This is a genomic window from Bacteroides sp. MSK.18.37 (assembly GCF_019129155.2).
Classification (GTDB): domain Bacteria; phylum Bacteroidota; class Bacteroidia; order Bacteroidales; family Bacteroidaceae; genus Bacteroides; species Bacteroides ovatus.
On sequence record NZ_JAHOIB020000001.1, the window covers coordinates 5,060,298 to 5,078,095 of the forward strand.

General features: G+C 44.5%; 13 protein-coding genes. All 13 read left to right on the top strand.

What is annotated here, in order from left to right; genetic code table 11:
* Positions 1–76 precede the first annotated feature (76 nt).
* The 13 genes from KSX81_RS19460 to KSX81_RS19520 all read left to right on the top strand — a co-directional run bounded on the left by KSX81_RS19460 (position 77) and on the right by KSX81_RS19520 (position 17,775).
* Positions 77–2,629, top strand: coding sequence for a DUF5686 and carboxypeptidase-like regulatory domain-containing protein (locus tag KSX81_RS19460; protein WP_032848990.1), 2,553 nt, complete (start codon positions 77–79; stop codon positions 2,627–2,629).
* Between the two features lie 108 nt (positions 2,630–2,737).
* Positions 2,738–4,027, top strand: coding sequence for an inositol-3-phosphate synthase (locus KSX81_RS19465; RefSeq protein ID WP_004300682.1), 1,290 nt, complete (start codon positions 2,738–2,740; stop codon positions 4,025–4,027).
* A gap of 161 nt (positions 4,028–4,188) precedes the next feature.
* Positions 4,189–4,668 (top strand): phosphatidylglycerophosphatase A, encoded by a 480-nt coding sequence (locus tag KSX81_RS19470; protein WP_004326579.1) that lies wholly within the window; start codon positions 4,189–4,191, stop codon positions 4,666–4,668.
* 14 nt (positions 4,669–4,682) lie between these two features.
* On the top strand, positions 4,683–5,150 hold the full coding sequence (locus KSX81_RS19475) for a GtrA family protein (RefSeq protein WP_004326582.1): 468 nt from the start codon (positions 4,683–4,685) through the stop codon (positions 5,148–5,150).
* Positions 5,151–5,253: 103 nt separating this feature from the next.
* Positions 5,254–5,904 carry a CDP-alcohol phosphatidyltransferase family protein gene (locus KSX81_RS19480; RefSeq protein WP_004304216.1) on the top strand — a complete coding sequence of 217 codons (651 nt, stop codon included), beginning with the start codon at positions 5,254–5,256 and terminating at the stop codon, positions 5,902–5,904.
* A gap of 123 nt (positions 5,905–6,027) precedes the next feature.
* Entirely contained in the window at positions 6,028–6,945 is a 918-nt protein-coding gene (locus KSX81_RS19485) for a phosphatase PAP2 family protein (protein WP_212135815.1), read from the top strand.
* A 127-nt stretch (positions 6,946–7,072) separates the two neighbouring features.
* A complete protein-coding gene (locus tag KSX81_RS19490) occupies positions 7,073–8,083 on the top strand; it encodes a lysylphosphatidylglycerol synthase transmembrane domain-containing protein (protein WP_004300672.1) in 1,011 nt (336 codons plus the stop codon).
* Between the two features lie 139 nt (positions 8,084–8,222).
* Complete coding sequence (locus KSX81_RS19495) at positions 8,223–9,395, top strand: iron-containing alcohol dehydrogenase (protein WP_004300670.1); 1,173 nt, start codon at positions 8,223–8,225, stop codon at positions 9,393–9,395.
* A gap of 220 nt (positions 9,396–9,615) precedes the next feature.
* Positions 9,616–12,753: a SusC/RagA family TonB-linked outer membrane protein gene (locus KSX81_RS19500; protein WP_004300669.1), complete on the top strand. Its 3,138-nt coding sequence runs from the start codon at positions 9,616–9,618 to the stop codon at positions 12,751–12,753.
* A gap of 8 nt (positions 12,754–12,761) precedes the next feature.
* Positions 12,762–14,321 carry a RagB/SusD family nutrient uptake outer membrane protein gene (locus tag KSX81_RS19505; protein ID WP_004300668.1) on the top strand — a complete coding sequence of 520 codons (1,560 nt, stop codon included), beginning with the start codon at positions 12,762–12,764 and terminating at the stop codon, positions 14,319–14,321.
* A 12-nt stretch (positions 14,322–14,333) separates the two neighbouring features.
* Positions 14,334–15,059 (top strand): DUF4843 domain-containing protein, encoded by a 726-nt coding sequence (locus KSX81_RS19510; protein ID WP_004300667.1) that lies wholly within the window; start codon positions 14,334–14,336, stop codon positions 15,057–15,059.
* A gap of 9 nt (positions 15,060–15,068) precedes the next feature.
* Positions 15,069–16,709 carry a PKD-like family lipoprotein gene (locus KSX81_RS19515; RefSeq protein WP_004300666.1) on the top strand — a complete coding sequence of 547 codons (1,641 nt, stop codon included), beginning with the start codon at positions 15,069–15,071 and terminating at the stop codon, positions 16,707–16,709.
* A 94-nt stretch (positions 16,710–16,803) separates the two neighbouring features.
* Positions 16,804–17,775 (top strand): fimbrillin family protein, encoded by a 972-nt coding sequence (locus KSX81_RS19520; RefSeq protein WP_004300665.1) that lies wholly within the window; start codon positions 16,804–16,806, stop codon positions 17,773–17,775.
* Positions 17,776–17,798: the final 23 nt, after the last annotated feature.

Here is a 17,798-nt window from a genome sequence, read left to right on the forward strand (position 1 = left end):
CTTCCGTCAAATAGACCTTTTTTTGTCTTGAAATCACTCCTACCTTTGCCCCGCTCAATTCAATAGGATTTAAGGTATGAGATTAATGAAAAAAGGCACATTGACGCTCTTTCTTTTATTGGCTATCAGTATTCCGCTCAGTGCGCAGTATGTGGTACAAGGGGTGGTGACTGATTCTCTGACCAAAGAACCTTTGCCTTATGCATCTGTACGCTTAAAAGACACGACCGAAGGAACTACTACCGGAAGCGACGGACGCTTTTACTTCAAAACCCACCGCTCCGAAGCAGTACTTGTAATCTCTGTAATCGGTTATAATGACTATATCCGCACCATTCGCCCTGCCCGTAATGCATCCTATAAAGTAGCACTTGCGCCTACCGAATACGCGCTTGGTGAAGTGGTAGTCAAACCCAAACGTGAACACTACCGGAAGAAAGATAATCCTGCCGTAGAATTTGTCCGCCGTATGATTGAAAGCCGTGACAACTACTCTCCCTACGAGAAAGACTTCTGGCAACGCGAACGTTATGAAAAGACCACCTTTGCGTTGAATAACTTCGATGAAGAGAAACAGAAAAAATGGCTATATCGTAAATTTGATTTCCTGACAGAATATGTAGATACTTCTGCCGTTACCGGTAAACCGATTCTGACGGTATCAGCCCGTGAACTGCTTGCCACAGACTATTACCGGAAATCTCCCCGTTCCGAGAAGCAATGGGTGAAAGGACGCAAACAGGCCGGTGTTGATGAATTTCTCTCTAAACAAGGGATGCAGGCAGCCATCAATGAAGTCTTTAAAGACGTCGACATTTACGAAAACAACATTTCCCTGTTTACAAATAAGTTTGTCAGTCCCTTGTCCCGTATCGGCACAGGCTTTTATAAATATTACCTGATGGACACGTTGCAGATTGCCGGAGAGCCTTGTGCAGACCTTGCTTTCACGCCTTTTAATTCCGAGTCTTTCGGTTTCAACGGACACCTGTATGTGACGCTCGACTCTACTTACTTTGTTAAACGTGCCGTATTCAACTTTTCCAAAAAGATAAACCTGAACTTTGTAGACTACATGTTGCTCGAACAGGAATTTAAGCGCGCTGAAGACGGCACACGTCTGCTCGATCATGAAAGTATCACTGTTGAGTTTAAACTGACCGAAGGACAGGATGGTATTTTTGCCCGCCGTGTAGCGGATTACAGCAACTACACCTTTACGCCGACTGCCGAAGCCGACAAAGCCTTCACCAAACCCGAACGTATTATTGAAGAGACGGAAGCCCTGTCGCGTCCCGAAACATTCTGGGCGGAGAATCGTCCGCAAGCCGCTATCTCCCAGCAGGAAAACTCGGTAGACCGCCTGATGACACAATTACGCAGTTATCCGGTATATTACTGGACGGAGAAAGTACTCTCCATTCTCTTTACGGGATATATTCCTACCTCCAAAGAAGCGCCGCTTTTCTATATCGGCCCGATGAATGCCACTATCAGCGGTAACACATTGGAAGGTCCCCGTATCCGTGCCGGAGGTATGACTACCGCCTGGCTCAATCCGCACCTGTTTGGCAAAGGATATGTGGCTTACGGGTTTAAAGATGAAAGAGTGAAAGGATTGGCGGAACTGGAATATTCTTTCAAGAAGAAGAAAGAATACGCCAACGAATTTCCCATCCATTCATTGAAATTGCGTTACGAATCAGATGTGAACCAGTACGGACAAAATTACCTGTATACAAGCAAAGACAATGTGTTTCTGGCCTTGAAACGTGAGAAGGACGACCGTATCGGCTATTTCCGGCAGGCGGAGATGACCTATACCAATGAGTTTTATTCCGGCTTTTCTTTCCAGTTGACAGCACGTACACGGAAAGATGAGTCCTCCTACCTGATTCCTTTTTTAAAGAAAGAAGGAGATACCTACACCCCGGTAAAAGATTTCTCTATCAGTGCCGCAGAGTTGAAGTTGCGTTATGCTCCAAATGAGAAATTCTTCCAGACCCAATGGAACCGTTTTCCCGTATCGTTGGATGCACCGGTGTTTACCTTGTCGCATACCATTGCCGGAAAAGGAGTGTTGGGCAGCGATTACACTTACAATCATACCGAAGCCGGTATTCAGAAACGCTTCTGGTTTTCCGCGTTCGGCTATACGGACGTTATACTAAAAGCAGGTAAAGTGTGGGATAAAGTACCTTTTCCGTTGCTTATCATGCCTAATGCCAACCTTTCTTATACCATCCAACCGGAATCTTACTCGTTGATGAATGCGATGGAGTTTATGAACGATGAATATTTCTCGTGGGATGTTACTTATTTCCTCAACGGATGGCTGTTCAACCGGGTACCGTTGTTGAAAAAACTTAAATGGAGAGAAATAGTTTCCTGTCGTGGATTATATGGACATTTGAGCGATAAAAACAACCCGGCTTTGAGCGACGGTTTGTTCGCTTTTCCGATAGAGAACACACAAACAATGGGAAAAACACCTTATGTGGAGGCGGGTGTCGGTATTGAAAACATTTTCAAGGTGTTACGTTTGGACTATATCTGGAGGCTCACTTATCGTGATTCGCCCGGGATTGACAGATCAGGCTTGAGAATAAGTCTCCACATGACCTTTTAAAAGTTAAATCCTGCTAATTGCAATGTTTATATGACAAATAAAGACCGTATTAGTAATTAATTAATCTTATTTTTGCATCAATTTTAGTTTAATTTTAATAGAATAGAAATGAAACAAGAAATTAAACCCGCTACCGGGCGTCTTGGCGTACTGGTAGTTGGAGTGGGTGGTGCGGTAGCTACCACGATGATTGTAGGTACACTAGCCTCTCGCAAGGGACTGGCAAAACCGATAGGATCTATTACACAGTTAGCCACAATGCGCATGGAGAACAACGAAGAAAAACTCATCAAGGACGTTGTGCCTTTGACGAATTTGGAAGACATTGTTTTCGGAGGATGGGATATTTTCCCGGACAACGCATACGAAGCTGCTATGTACGCCGAGGTTTTGAAAGAAAAAGACCTGAATGGAGTAAAAGAAGAGTTGGAAGCTATCAAACCGATGCCGGCTGCTTTCGATCACAACTGGGCAAAACGTCTGAACGGTACACACGTGAAGAAGGCCGCTACCCGTTGGGAAATGGTAGAACAACTTCGTCAGGATATCCGCGACTTCAAGGCTGCTAACAACTGCGAACGCGTAGTGGTGCTTTGGGCTGCAAGTACTGAAATTTACATTCCGCTGTCTGACGAACACATGTCACTCGCTGCTTTAGAGAAAGCAATGAAGGAAAACAATACAGACGTGATTTCTCCGAGTATGTGTTACGCGTATGCTGCGATTGCAGAAGACGCTCCGTTCGTAATGGGTGCTCCTAACTTGTGTGTGGATACTCCTGCTATGTGGGAATTCTCTAAACAAAAGAATGTACCTATCTCCGGTAAAGACTTCAAGAGTGGTCAGACATTGATGAAAACCGTATTGGCTCCGATGTTCAAAACCCGTATGCTGGGTGTGAACGGTTGGTTCTCTACCAATATCCTCGGTAACCGCGACGGTGAAGTGCTTGATGATCCGGACAACTTCAAGACAAAAGAAGTCAGCAAGCTGTCTGTAATCGACACTATCTTCGAACCAGAAAAATATCCGGATCTCTACGGAGATGTTTATCATAAAGTACGTATCAACTACTATCCTCCCCGCAAAGACAACAAAGAAGCATGGGACAACATCGACATCTTCGGATGGATGGGCTACCCGATGGAAATCAAGGTGAACTTCCTTTGCCGCGACTCTATCCTTGCAGCTCCTATCGCTCTTGACCTTGTGTTGTTCAGCGACTTGGCAATGCGTGCAGGTATGTGTGGCATCCAGACTTGGTTGTCATTCTTCTGCAAGAGCCCGATGCACGATTTCGAACATCAGCCCGAACACGACTTGTTTACACAATGGAGAATGGTAAAACAGACATTGCGTAACATGATTGGTGAAAAAGAACCTGATTACTTAGCTTAATCAGTAACCCCAAATAATAAGTTGAGATTGAGATTTACCATCCTATAAAGACTGGTGGATGCTCAACCTCAACTTTTACTTTTTTATTGTACAAATTCCCCATTCGTTGGGGGACTCGTGACACAACCGACTCGTAGTTTGTAATTAGTAATTAGTAATAAATGAAGCGTCCTCCCTTTCTACCTGTTTTTATAGGCACGGGCTTTGGCTCCGGTTTTTCTCCTTTTGCTCCCGGCACGGCTGGGGCGTTACTGGCTTCTATCATTTGGATTGCACTTTATTTTCTCCTTCCTTTCTCTTGGGTATTATGGCTGACTGCCGCTTTGGTGATTGTATTTACATTCGCCGGCATTTGGGCTGCCGATAAGCTGGAGACTTATTGGGGAGAAGATCCTTCGCGTGTGGTAGTAGATGAGATGGTGGGAGTGTGGATACCGTTGTTGGCTGTTCCCAATGATGACAAATGGTTTTGGTACGTGATTGCGGCTTTTGCCTTGTTCCGCATCTTTGATATAGCCAAACCGTTGGGCATACGTCGTATGGAAAGCCTGAAAGGTGGGGTAGGGGTCATGATGGACGATGTTTTGGCGGGAGTGTATAGTTTTATATTGTTAGTGGGAGCGAGATGGGTGATTGGCTGAAAAAAGTTGCACGGATGATTTCCCAGAAAGGCGGCATCTTCATGTTCTTGAGGGCGCAGCTTTCTGCTCAAATGGCAACTATTGCAGACTTTCTCGTTACGATTCTTCTAGTCAGGCTGTTTGATGTCTACTATGTATATGCTACCTTGGCGGGGGCTATCTATGGAGGAATCGTTAATTGCGTTATCAACTATAAATGGACTTTTAAATCGAAAGGAAAGAAAACACACGTTGCCGTAAAATTTGTCCTTGTATGGATTTGCAGCGTTTGGTTAAACACGTGGGGCACGTATGCACTGACGGAATCATTAGCGAAGATTCCCTGGGTACGCGACACGCTTAGCCTGTATTTCGGAGATTTTTTCATTATTCCTAAAGTGGTAGTGGCAGTCATCGTGGCACTGTTCTGGAACTATAATATGCAACGCTTTTTTGTTTACCGGAATATAGATATAAGAAGTTTGTTCGGAAAAAGAAACTGAAAAACGGATTGAAAAGACTGATGAGAAAACGAAAGAATTAGATATATACAGATTGAGAAAACAGAAGATTTAGATAAAAATAGCTATAAACAGATTTAAACAGATGAATTACAGAGATTATTTACAACAGTTGATTTATAAGATTATCAATCCCCTGATACGCGGAATGATTAAAATAGGAATCACTCCTAACTTTATCACCACTACCGGATTTATCCTGAATGTAGTAGCGGCAGGTATGTTTGTATATGCCGGCATATATGGCGGACAGAACGATTTGGCCATTATCGGCTGGGCAGGAGGTGTGATTTTGTTTGCCGGACTGTTCGATATGATGGACGGACGTGTAGCTCGCCTAGGCAACATGAGTTCCAAGTTCGGTGCGCTTTACGATTCAGTACTCGACCGTTACAGTGAATTGATGACTTTCTTTGGTATCTGTTACTATTTATCAATGAAAGATTATTTCCTTTATGCACTCATTGCATTTGTGGCACTAATCGGCTCACTGATGGTAAGCTACGTGCGTGCCCGTGCCGAAGGCTTAGGAATTGAATGTAAAGTCGGATTCATGCAACGTCCGGAACGCGTAGTGCTGACCAGTCTCGGAGCTTTGTTCTGTGGCGTTTTCAAAGATATCACCGTTTTCGAACCAATCCTGATTATGATTGTTCCTCTGGCTTTTGTTGCCCTGTTTGCCAATATCACGGCATTTGCTCGTGTGAGACATTGTTACAAAGCGATGAAAGAATGAATTAATTTACTGTTGGACGATTTACTATTTACATCGTACATCCTAAATAGTACATCGTAAATAGTCTAATAGTAAATAGTCTAGTTGTCTAATCAAAACATTATAATGATAAAGAATATTCAAATGCCGTCGAAGAGAGAAGCCCTGACTGTGACAGTCATTATGGCTCTTTTCCTTTTGCTGACAAGTATCTTCATCGGGCTTCGTTCCGAGCACCTGTTAATGGCGGTACTCTATTTAGTTTTATTTTTTGCCGGATTACCTACTCGTAAGTTGGCTGTGGCCCTGTTACCTTTCGCCATTTTTGGAATCTCGTATGACTGGATGCGTATTTGCCCCAACTACGAAGTGAACCCGATTGATGTGGCCGGACTGTATAATCTCGAAAAGTCTCTTTTCGGAGTAATGGATAATGGTCTTCTGGTTACTCCTTGCGAATACTTCGCTGCACACAACTGGCCGATAGCGGACGTTTTTGCCGGAATCTTCTACCTTTGTTGGGTTCCCGTTCCCATCCTGTTCGGTCTTTGCCTGTATTTCAAGAAGGAAAGAAAAACCTACCTTCGCTTTGCGTTAGTATTCTTGTTTGTCAATTTGATTGGTTTTGCCGGTTATTACATTCATCCGGCTGCTCCGCCCTGGTATGCCATCAACTACGGCTTCGAACCGATATTGAACACACCGGGCAATGTTGCAGGATTGGGTCGCTTTGATGCATTCTTTGGAGTGACTATCTTTGATTCAATCTACGGGCGTAATGCAAATGTATTTGCGGCAGTGCCTTCACTGCACGCGGCCTATATGGTAGTTGCATTAGTGTATGCCATTATTGGTAAATGCAGATGGTATGTGATTACCCTCTTCTCCATTATCATGGTCGGCATTTGGGGAACAGCTATTTATTCCTGCCATCATTATATCATTGATGTATTACTTGGCATCTCTTGCGCATTAATCGGCTGGCTGGTATTTGAGTATGTATTGATGAGAATCCCGGCGTTCAAAAGATTTTTCGAAAGATATTATGCGTATATAAAGTGAGGTTATATGTGAATAGAGTGATATATATCCATCAAGAAGTAAGCATATACTCATCTAAGAAGTAACTATATACTCATATAAAAGCAGATATATACCTATATAAAATAGATATAAGTCCTACAAAATAGTGAAGAACAAGTACCGAAATATATTCCTCGCCTTTGGTATTATCGCCGTCCTGATAATGATATTCACTTTCGATATGGATTATCAGGAGCTTTGGGCGAATCTGAAGCGTGCAGGGGTATATTTGCCTTTGGTTTTGTTGCTGTGGCTATTTGTCTATCTTATCAATACAGTATCGTGGTACATAATCATCCGCAGTAGTGGCAAGACCGGTTTTTCATTTGCTCGGCTCTATAAATTCACAGTAACAGGTTTTGCACTTAATTACGTGACTCCTGTCGGGTTGATGGGTGGCGAGCCATACCGCATTATGGAGTTGAAACCCTATATCGGAATAGAGCGTGCCACTTCTTCCGTGATTCTTTATGTGATGATGCATATCTTTTCCCACTTTTGCTTTTGGTTAAGTTCGGTGTTACTTTACGTTTGTCTGTATCCGGTGGGGTGGGTGATGGGAATCATTCTGGGAGCCATTACTGTCTTTTGCCTGCTGATTGCTACTCTTTTTATAAAAGGTTATCGGCATGGGATGGCTGTGGCTGTTGTCCGTATGGGTAGTCGCATCCCTTTTCTGAAAAAGAAAGTCCTTCACTTTGCAAGCGTGCATAAAGAGAAGTTGGAAAATATAGACAAACAAATCGCCCTTCTCCACCAACAAAAGAAACAAACCTTTTATAGTGCCCTTTTGTTGGAATATACCGCCCGTGTAGTCAGTTGTCTTGAAATATGGCTGATACTGAACGTACTGACTACTAATGTCAGCTTTGCCGACTGCTGTCTGATTGCGGCTTTTTCTTCTTTACTTGCCAATCTTCTGTTTTTTTTACCCATGCAATTGGGAGGTCGTGAAGGAGGTTTTGCCCTCGCTGTGGGAGGTCTTTCCCTTTCCGGAGCTTACGGAGTCTATGCCGCTTTGATTACCCGGGTACGCGAGATGGTCTGGATTGTAATCGGCCTTGCACTTATGAAAGTAGGAAATTTTAAACAATCAAAAGAAAAATATTCTGCTTAAATTTATAACTTTGTCTGACCTATAAGTCCTTCTATGAAAGAATCCATCAAAGGATTTATAGAAAGGCTCGTTTGCAAAAGGAGTTATATTTGGATCTATATAGAAAAGACTTACGAAAAGACCTATAAAGAAAACGATAATGAATAATTTTATCTTTTACAGCCCTACCGAATTTGTGTTCGGTCGGGATACGGAAGCGCAGACTGGTGCATTAGTACAGAAATACGGTGCACGTAAAGTCATGATTGTTTATGGTGGCGGTTCTGTGATACGTAGCGGCTTGTTGGCTCGTGTAGAGAAATCATTGCAGGAAGTAGGCATTCCCTATTGTATGCTGGGCGGTGTACAGCCTAATCCGATAGATACGAAAGTGTACGAAGGAATCGACCTTTGCCGGAAAGAAAGTGTAGACATGATGCTTGCCGTGGGTGGTGGCTCCGTAATCGATACGGCAAAAGCCATTGCAGCCGGAGTTCCTTATGACGGAGATTTTTGGGACTTCTACATCGGAAAAGCCGTTGTTGCGGAAGCACTGAAAGTAGCTGTTGTATTGACGATTCCTGCAGCCGGAAGCGAGGGCTCCGGTAACACTGTAATCACCAAAGTCGATGGATTGCAGAAATTAAGTCTCCGTGCTCCCTCTGTATTGCGTCCCGTTTTCGCCGTGATGAACCCGGAACTGACCTACACACTTCCTCCTTTTCAAACCGCTTGCGGCGTTGCCGATATGATGGCGCACATCATGGAACGCTATTTCACCAATACCAAAGAAGTAGAAATAGGCGACCGCCTGTGCGAAGGTACCCTGCTTGCCATCATCAAAGAGGCAACCACCGTCATGAAAGACCCTGAAAACTACGGAGCCCGTGCCAATCTGATGTGGTGCGGAACGATTGCCCATAACGGAACCTGTGGCGTAGGCTGTGAAGAAGACTGGGCTTCTCACTTCCTTGAACATGAAATCAGTGCGATTTACAATGTAACTCATGGTGCGGGACTTTCCGTTATCTTCCCTGCCTGGATGACATGGATGACAGAACATAATGTAGATAAGATAGCCCAATATGCAATCCGCGTGTGGGGAGTGGCAGATTCAGCTGATAAAAAGGCGGTGGCCCTTGAAGGAATTTCCCGCCTGAAGACCTTCTTTACTTCCATCGGTCTACCTGTTACTTTCAAGGAACTCGGTATTGAAAATCCGGATATCGACCGTCTTGCGGATAGCCTTCACCGGAATAAAGGCGAGTTGGTTGGCAACTATGTCAAATTAACGAAAAAGGATAGTAAAGAGATTTACCGTCTGGCATTATAAGGAAAACAGATATAACGAGCAACTGCATCATTTGTCTTCTGATAGAGGATAAATGATGCAGTTGTTTGTTTTGCTATTAGTTAATACCTAAACGGAAGCAAAAAATATCCGCTTTAATAATGTATTGGTATAATAGTTGTATAAAATACCTAAAATCCGTGATTGTCCAGTCTATTCTATAAAGATACTTTTGCAGATGTAATAACTATATATATCCGTTATGCAAAAGCTAAATTCCGGGGCTTTGAATAGAATCTTACTATTTGTATATATTTTATCACTATCTACGAATGCAATAGCCCAAAACAAAAAGAATTTAAAAGAAACATACAATCTTCCTCCGCAGGGAAATTATGTTTATGGCCGGGTGATTGAGAAACTCTCCAATGAACCGATGGTAGGGGTGACGATTCGTCTGGATGGTCATTCCAATGGTGTAATTACCGATATAAACGGTTGCTACGTGTTGACCCTGCCCGAAGAGGGCGGTTTGGTCATCTATTCCTATATCGGTTTCGAAACCCGTAAAATCAAAACCACTTCCAGGCAGAAAGTCGATGTACTAATGGTAGAAGCCACTGAAAGTATTCAGGAAGTGATTGTGACCGGCTACAACTCCATACAGAAAGAAAGCTTCACTGGAAATACGACAAAGATAGAAAAAGAAGACCTGTTGAGAGTGAATCCTAACAACCTGATTTCAGCTATTCAAACCTTCGATCCCTCTTTCAGGATACAGGAGAATCTGGCAGCGGGGTCCGATCCCAACAGCCTGCCCCAGTTTGTCTTGCGTGGTCAGACCGGTATCGGACAAACGACACTGGGACAGACTTCTACCTCCTCCATCTCCCGGGAAGTCTTGAGCGGTAACTCCAATCTGCCTATCTTTATCCTGGATGGTTTTGAAGTCGATGTAGAAAAGATATACGACCTCGATATGAATAGCATCCACAGTATCAATATTTTGAAAGATGCTGCCGCTACTGCCATGTATGGTTCGCGTGCGGCTAACGGAGTCATTGTAGTTGAACGGCGTGCACCGGAAGCCGGAAAGTTTCGCGTACAGTACTCCGGAGTACTGTCTGCCGAACTGCCGGATTTATCTTCTTACAATCTGATGAATGCCCGTGAGAAATTAGAAACAGAACGTTTGGCAGGACTATATGACAGTAACACGCCGGAAATAGCCCCCTATACCAACGGTTACTATCAACGCCTCAATAATGTACTGACGGGTGTCGATACATACTGGCTTTCTCAAGGACTGCGCACAGCTTTAAACAACAAACACTCCGTCTTCATAGACGGTGGAGAAAACGATGTGCGTTGGGGCGTGGAACTGGGATTCAGAGGAACAGAAGGAGTGATGAAACACTCTTCCCGTAAAAATGCCAATGCCGCTTTTTATGTAGACTACCGTATTGGCGGATTACAAATAAAGAACAAAGTGACCTATACTTATAATAAAAGTACAGATGTCCCCTTCAATTCATTCAGCGACTATTCCCATTTACTTCCCTATATGCGCCTGTATGATGAGAATGGCGATTATGTCCGTCGTCTCGAAAAGTTCGACGGTGCCAGCAGTACACAAGTAAATCCACTGTACGAAATCAATTTCTACAACAGCTTCGATCGTTCCGGTTATAACGAAGTAACCGATGACCTTAGTCTGAACTGGCGCATCACTGACGGTTTGCGTCTGCGCGGACAGTTCTCTGTCCTGATGAGAAACTCGACCGGTGATTTATACAAAGATCCCGCTTCTGCCAGTTATTCAGCCAGTACAGGCAGCATTAACGGTGAAAAAACGGAATCCACGCAAAAGCGGACAGTGATAGACGGAAGCCTGTCACTCATGTACAACAATACTTTCAGGGGACACAACCTGAACATCTGCTTATCCTCTAGCATGAGACAGACGCAGAGCACAGCTTCCGAAACACATTACCGGGGATTTCCGGGTGGCGATCTTGTCTCATCAAACTATGCGGCAGAAGTGTATGGCAAGCCCAGCAGTTCAGACAATACCACCCGTCTGGTAGGAGCCTTATTTACTTCCAACTATACTTATAACAATATCTATCTGGCAGACCTTACAGGACGTATCGACGGCTCTTCCGAGTTCGGTTCCGATAAAAGATGGTCTATGTTCTGGTCGACAGGAGCAGGAATCAATATTCATAATTATGATTTTATGAAGTCGAACGAACTCTTCTCCATGCTGAAGTTCCGTGCCTCCTACGGGCTGACCGGAAAGACCAACTTCTCCCTCTATTCGGCTAAAGATATGTATCAGTTGCAGACAGACAGCTGGTACCCCACAGGGTACGGCGTATTCCTCTATCAGATGGGAAATCCGAACCTGAAATGGGAACGCAAATACACGCTCGATTACGGAATTGAAATCGGGCTATGGCATGATAAAGTCTATCTGAAAGCCTCTGCCTATGATGAACGTACTATCGACCTGATAACCGATTACACCATCCCTTCTTCTACCGGATTCACCTCCTACAAAGAGAATATGGGAAAAGTGAAAAATACCGGTGTCGAACTGGAACTGCGGATGAGGCTTTACAGCGATAGAAACTGGCTCTTGCAACTCTACGGCAGCTTTGCAAGAAACAAAGATACGATTGTCGAAATCTCCCAGGCAATGCGTGACTATAATAAAAGGGTAGAAGAACTGTTCAGCGGATATAACCCCGAAAGCAGCTCTGATTCGAAATACGCTCAAACATATCTGAAGTATTATGAAGGAGCTTCTCTGACCTCCATCTACGGAATGAAGTCATTGGGAATCAGCCCCACAAATGGCAAAGAAATCTATCTTCGCCGTAATGGTGATGTTACCGATGTATGGTCTGCCGACGAATGGACCATCATTGGCGATACAGCCCCCAAAGGACAAGGCTCGTTCGGTTACACCCTGTCTTATAAACAGTTGTCCATGTTTGCCTCTTTCCTTTATACCTTTGGCGGCGATGCTTACAACAATACCCTCGTCTCTTATGTAGAAAATGCTGATATTAAGAATGACAATGTAGATAAGCGGGTACTGCTCGACCGTTGGCAGAGGCCGGGAGATATAACTACGATGAAAGATATTCGTGACCGTAATGTCACTACCGGTGCTTCTTCGCGTTTTGTACAGAAGAACAATACCCTGCAATGGAGTTCATTGACAATGAGCTACAATTTCCGTCCGGAACAATTGAGGAAACTACGTCTGTCCGGCCTGCGCTTTTCGTTCACGATGAACGACTTGTTCTATTGGTCTACCATCCGCCAGGAGCGGGGACTGGATTATCCTTACTCACGTTCATTCAATCTGACTACTAACATCATATTCTAGCAATACCAATGAAGAAACGAATCAACCATATACTAATAGCCCTGGCAGGAATATTAACAGTCTCCTGCAATGCCTGGCTGGACGTAACGCCCGACAATGCGATTGCCGACGACGATCTGTTTTCCACCGGTTTCGGCTACCGGAACGCGCTAAACGGCATTTACACCAACTTGGCGTCCGACGAACTCTACGGTAAGCAACTTAGTTGGGGATTTCTAAGCGCCATCTCCCAACAATACAATCAAAAAGTGGGAACCATCTCTCCGATGTATGCCGATGCTTCCGAACTTATCTATAACACGGTCGACACCGAACCCGTCGTGACCGCTATTTGGGAGAAAGGTTATAAAGTAATAGCCAACCTGAACAAGCTCATCGAGAACATTCTGCCGACGGACATTTCTTTGTTCGAATATGGTGAAGAAGAGAAAAAACTCATTTATGCGGAAGCTTTGTCATTAAGGGCGATGATGCATTTTGACCTGCTCCGCCTGTTTGCTCCTGCGCCGGCAACCAACCCTTCCGGCACTTATCTTCCTTACCGTGATAAATATGAAGCCGCTGTGATAGAAAAGAGCACCGTTACCGATTTTATCGAGAAAATCCTGAAAGACCTGCTGGAAGCGGAAGACATTCTGCGTAAGTTTGACACCGAATACCATCCCGAAGCAATGTATGCTTCACAAATGTACGAACCTACTCCCGAATGGAATTCCCGTTACCGCTTCAATTCCGGTTCCTATATAGACGATATGGGCGCATTTTTCTGGTATCGCGGCATCCGTATCAACTATCTGGCATTGTTGGGGTTGAAAGCCCGTGTCTGCATCTATGCCGGCCCTGCCTACTACAGAAATGCAGAAACAGCCGCCAAAGAACTCTACAACACCTATTATTTGCAGAAGCGATGGATAGGCTTTACAGAAGGAGAAAACATCACTTGCAATCTCAATTCCCGATACACGAAAGTCTCCCATGACATCTTGTTCGGATTGTACAAGAAACAGTTGGCAACGGATTATGAACAGGCTGTATGGGGTTCTTCCTCCTCTTCGTCTACCACCCGTCTGCCGTTGGCGAACATCCCTTCCCTGTTTGCTTCGGACAACACTGGGGTATATACCGACTACCGGCTGACTTACCTGATTGGGACCACCAATGAAACCCAGTCTAAGTACTACACCCTCAAGTATAACCCTTCGGTAGAATCGGTGGTAGAAGCGATGGAGAATCCGATGATTCCCGTGATCCGGTTTAGCGAAATCTGCCATATCCTGGCGGAAATAAGCAGCTATAATGGCAAAATAACCGACGGCATCAACTACCTCGAAACAGTCAGGAAAGCCCGTGGAGCCGAGCGTACCCTTAGTCTGACAGTCAGTACCCGTGAACAACTGGATGCCGAGATACTGCTCGATATACGAAAAGAAATGATAGGTGAAGGCGGCACCTTTTACACCTACAAACGGATGAACCTCTCCACCGTACCCGACTCTGACGAGGAAGGAGAAATCAACATGGCCGGTTCCTATGTACTTCCATTGCCTGCAAGTGAAACAACGAACTAATCCCCGGATAATATGAAACGAATATTGACATATACCACCTTCTGCCTGCTGCTTGTTTTCGCCTCCTGCAGCGAAGAGCAACTGGAAGTTTATCATGGAGACAACTACGTCTATTTTACTTACATGAACGATAAGTCTCCCCAGAAAATAACATTCAATTTTGCTACGGATGCACCCTTGCTTCGGGAAGGAACCGTGAAAGTGAAAATGACACTTCTTGGCTACCTGCTCGAAGAAAATGCTACCTGTGATATTTCCGCAGTGGGAGAGAAGAGCACCGCCCGTTCCGGCATCGATTATGCCCCTTTGACTTCCGGCATCTTCCATAAAGGACTGGCAGAAGACACCTACGAAGTCACCGTCTATCGTAATGAAGCACTGCTCAACACAGAATATACACTTACCCTTTCGCTGGATGCAGTGGAAAACTGTCTGGTAGGCCCGGCAGAATATCAATACGTCACGATTCAAGTGACCGACCGGATTTCCTGCCCTGTGTGGTGGAGCCAGAGTTCAGCGGCCAATCTGGGAGTATACTCGGATATGAAATACCGCGTTTTTATCATTTTCATGGATGGCGAGATACTCGAATCATTGGATAAATACACCGGTCTTGAGTTTATCAACCTGATAGCCGACTTCAAGACCTGGTGGAAAAACCAGTGGCAGCAAGGTAATTACCAGTATTATGATGCAGACGGAGTGACACCCCTGTATGAAACAATTCTCGATAACTGACAATAAACTATGAAGCGAAAAACAATATTATTCATTTCAATCCTGCAGCTTCTCGTGATAACCGGCTGCTATGACGATTTGGGAAACTATGACTATACCGACTCTGCCAAAGTCTCCTTTGTGAATTCCGCTTCGTCGGATTACACATTTATGGTAGGAACCCTTTTCGAGATGGATGCTCCCATCAATTTCTCAACGGACATCGGCAATGTAGATGAACTATTTACCGTTCAATGGTATCTGAACCGTGAACTGATTTACACTGGTTATCATCTGAAATACCAGTTCGAGAAAGGCGGAACGTACGAACTGATACTGAAAGTCATCAATAAAGAAACGAATGAAACTTATATCAGCAATAAATATACCCTGACGGGAAAGAACAGTTTCGACTGGGGATGGATGATTCTTTCCGACAAAGGAGACGGAAAATCCTCCCTATCTTTCATCAATCCCAGCCTCCGGGCTACGCACGATGTAGAAAGCACCATCGAAGACGGCTTGGGCACAGACCCGCGCGGAATCTATTACTATTATGTATTAGGCTCCATCTCCGGTTCCTACGTATCAGGTTTACCGAAAATCCTGATTAATCAGGGCAGTGGAAGTGTCACGCTGGATGGCAATTCGTTGCAAAAGGATATGTGGCTTGCCGACGAATTCGAGAACCGTAAAGAGCCGGAAGATTTGCGGATGATGAACTTCGCGTTCAAAAAAGAATATTACGTGATTTGTTCCGAACAGGGAGACGTGTATATCCGTGCCGTAGGCAGTGACAATAAAGAAATTCCATATTATGGAAAGTATAGTGCCATGCCGTATGAGTTTGAGGGAGGCAGTCGCATTACCTGTTTCGCACCGTTTCATAACGTTACTTATTGGTGTGCCGATGAAGAACGCTGTATCTTGTATGATGAGCAGAACGCCCGTTTTATCGGTATCACGGACTATACGCAGTGGGGAACAGCTTATACCCCCGCCATTGTCTACTTCGAAACATACGATCAGGATTTGGAAGTGCCTTCCGGTGTGTTGCGGGTGAACGACATGGGAGCGGGAACCCGCTGTCTGGCAATCGGTGCTTACGAAAAGATAGATGTAGCCTCCAACGGCGGAGTGACTTTCTGGGCAAACTATGTATCGTTGATCGACGTGCAGGGCACCGGGAATTATAATTTGCATGAGTTTGCCGTCAAAGGAATGGATAATAATTCTCACCTGATAACCGGTACAGAACAATACGGATTTAGTGGCGGCTCCTTATTGACCTCGCAAAGTGTCATCAAGATGTCCTCCAACTTTGAAAAGAATCCTTATTTCTACTTTACCGATGGAGACAAAAATCTCTATATATACAGTATGCAGATGCGCAGCCACATGCTAGCTTATACAGCCGGCAGTCGTATCATCGGTATCAGTGGAAGCCCCGTCGTTTGCGAGTTCTATGGCTATGGAGGAAATAGTACTGATCCGAACTTCCGGCTGGCACTTTCGCAGGAAAATGGAGAGATCGCCATAATCGACGTAAACAGGAGTCAGATGGTACGCCTCTTCGAAGGTTTTGCTCCCGATCTGGAATTGCAGACGTTCAGCGGGTTTGGCGATGTGAAAGGCGTGGTGTGGTGCACGAACTATGAAGGAGAATATTAGGAACAGGAAGGAAAAGGTAAGAAATGAAAAGAAGAATATTAGAAACAAGAAAATAATCTATCAGTAAATAATTAATCATTTAAACGAGAAAAGTATGAAAAATAGACTTTTTTATTTTGCCGCTTGTGTGGCTTTGGCGTTATCTTCAGTTAGTTGCAGTAGTGATGATGGTGAAGATGAAGATGTAGACATTCCCGTGGTGGGGAAAATTGCCGTTTCCGGTGCTTATAATGTGTACTCCCATGGAAGTCAGGGATGGATTGAAGCGGACAAGATAGGAATATATGTGTTGTCCGATGGCAAATCGCAGGATAACTTGCCGTACGCCCCGTCGGAAGTAGCCAAAGCTACTGTGATGGAATATGAAGGTAAGACATATATCACCTATGACAATGAAGATCATGTGACCGACGAAGTGACCTTGAATCCCTCTTCGGAACTATCCGCAGGATTTAAAAGCGGCGATCATACCATTTACGCATACACCCCTTATAGTGCCGCCTCGCAGGATTACAAAACAGTAGCCCTTCCAAACATTTCGGTGCAGGAACACTATGCATCGGAATTTGTGCCCAATCGTAAATATGGCTTCGCATACGCTTCGGCCACCACTTCCAGTTATTCGGCAGCTACGGTTTCTTTAGGAGAATTCAAACCTTTGTTTTCCCAGCTCACCTTGCCCGCGTTGGAATGTCCGGATGCTTTGGCCAACAAAACCTGTACTAAAATTGTAGTAACTTGTGACGAACATCCCCTGTCTTATGCAGACGGAGCCACCGTTAACCTGGCAACGGGTGAAATCAGCGGTACCCCTTTGAATAGCATCACTTACAACATTCCCGACGGACTGGTAGTAAATGCCGGAATGCCGGCTTTCGGACTTCCGTCTTCACTGGAAACCGCTTATATGATGGTTGCCGTTCCTTTTGAAAAAGGAATGAATTATACCTATAAATTTACGCTGACAATCGACGGACGGGAATATACGACTTCAGGCAAACCCAAAACAGGCTTCTGGTCAACGGATAACAACCTGAATATGAAAGATATTACCGCTATCGAATAATTATTATCTTTGTATCTGTATAT